This window comes from Mesocricetibacter intestinalis (assembly GCF_004363295.1).
Classification (GTDB): domain Bacteria; phylum Pseudomonadota; class Gammaproteobacteria; order Enterobacterales; family Pasteurellaceae; genus Mesocricetibacter; species Mesocricetibacter intestinalis.
Map to the genome: position 1 here is coordinate 1 of NZ_SNYQ01000017.1, position 1,312 is coordinate 1,312.

Below are 1,312 nucleotides of genomic sequence, written 5' to 3' on the forward strand. Positions count from 1 at the left end.
TGTCTAAAGAAAAATTTGAACGTACAAAACCGCACGTAAACGTGGGAACAATCGGCCACGTTGACCATGGTAAAACAACTTTAACCGCAGCAATCACAACCGTATTGGCAAAACACTACGGCGGTGCGGCGCGTGCATTCGACCAGATTGATAATGCGCCGGAAGAAAAAGCGCGCGGTATCACCATCAACACATCTCACGTGGAATATGACACACCGACTCGCCACTACGCACACGTAGACTGCCCGGGACACGCGGACTATGTTAAAAACATGATTACCGGTGCGGCGCAGATGGACGGTGCGATTCTGGTGGTAGCGGCCACAGACGGTCCTATGCCGCAGACTCGTGAGCACATTCTTTTAGGTCGTCAGGTAGGTGTACCTTACATCATCGTATTCTTAAACAAATGCGATATGGTAGACGACGAAGAATTATTAGAATTAGTGGAAATGGAAGTGCGTGAACTTCTTTCCCAGTATGACTTCCCAGGAGATGACACACCAATCGTACGCGGTTCAGCGTTAAAAGCGTTAGAAGGCGATGCGCAGTGGGAAGAAAAAATTATTGAATTAGCGAGTCATTTAGACAGCTATATTCCGGAGCCGGAGCGTGCAATCGACCAGCCGTTCTTGTTACCGATTGAAGACGTATTCTCAATTTCAGGACGTGGTACGGTAGTAACAGGTCGTGTAGAGCGCGGTATTATCCGTACGGGTGATGAAGTAGAAATCGTTGGTATTAAAGAAACAGCAAAAACAACCGTAACGGGTGTAGAGATGTTCCGTAAATTATTAGACGAAGGTCGTGCGGGTGAAAACATCGGAGCGTTATTACGTGGTACTAAACGTGAAGAAATCGAACGTGGTCAGGTATTGGCGAAACCGGGTTCAATCACTCCGCACACAGATTTCGAATCAGAAGTTTACGTATTATCTAAAGAAGAAGGTGGTCGTCATACTCCGTTCTTCAAAGGTTACCGTCCACAGTTCTATTTCCGTACAACGGACGTAACAGGCACCATCGAATTACCGGAAGGTGTGGAAATGGTAATGCCGGGAGATAACATTAAAATGACAGTAAGCCTGATTCACCCGATTGCGATGGACCAGGGTTTACGTTTCGCGATTCGTGAAGGCGGCCGTACAGTAGGCGCCGGTGTGGTAGCGAAAATCATCAAATAATCGGATGTATAGCTGATTATTGAATGAAAACCTAACAAGGTAAAGGGAAGGGGAGCTAAGCTCCCCTTTGTTTATTTTAGGTAAGGTAAGCGCTTATGGAAAAGTGCGGTCGAAAAAGCGAAAGTTTT

The 1,312-nt window shown here is 46.5% G+C and carries 1 protein-coding gene; it reads left to right on the forward strand.

The genetic code is table 11. The features are described 5' to 3' along the window. Positions 1-1,184: elongation factor Tu (gene tuf / locus EDC45_RS10310; protein ID WP_133546096.1), on the forward strand; the 1,184-nt coding region annotated here is incomplete at its 5' end. Positions 1,185-1,312 lie beyond the last annotated feature (128 nt).